1 protein-coding gene is annotated in these 280 nt (G+C 65.0%); it reads left to right on the forward strand.

What is annotated here, in order from left to right; all coding sequences use genetic code 11:
• The coding region (locus tag GV790_RS30870; protein ID WP_218586509.1) for a hypothetical protein at nt 1–250 on the forward strand (250 nt) is incomplete at its 5' end.
• Nucleotides 251–280: the final 30 nt, after the last annotated feature.

Genomic DNA, 280 nt, shown 5'->3' on the forward strand with positions numbered 1-280 from the left:
GGTCAGCGCCCGCGGCTGGACGGGTGTGTTGATCGTCTATCTCCTCGGTTCGCGCGACGCCATGGAAGCATGCGGCGCCGGAGTTGAACGCACCGTGGACCATTGCGCCGCGAACATCGACATTACGTACGTCGTTCGTGCGTACAAGGCCGCTGACGCCACGGCGATTGCCGGAAATCGGAGGAATACGTTGCTCTCGCGCGGGCCGGCCCGGTCCACGGGGCAGCGATCCGCACGTTTACCCTGGTAGAGAGATTTTGTGGGGCGGGCGGGGCTCGAA

This window comes from Nocardia cyriacigeorgica, assembly GCF_010858045.1.
Taxonomy (GTDB): Bacteria; Actinomycetota; Actinomycetes; order Mycobacteriales; family Mycobacteriaceae; genus Nocardia; species Nocardia cyriacigeorgica_E.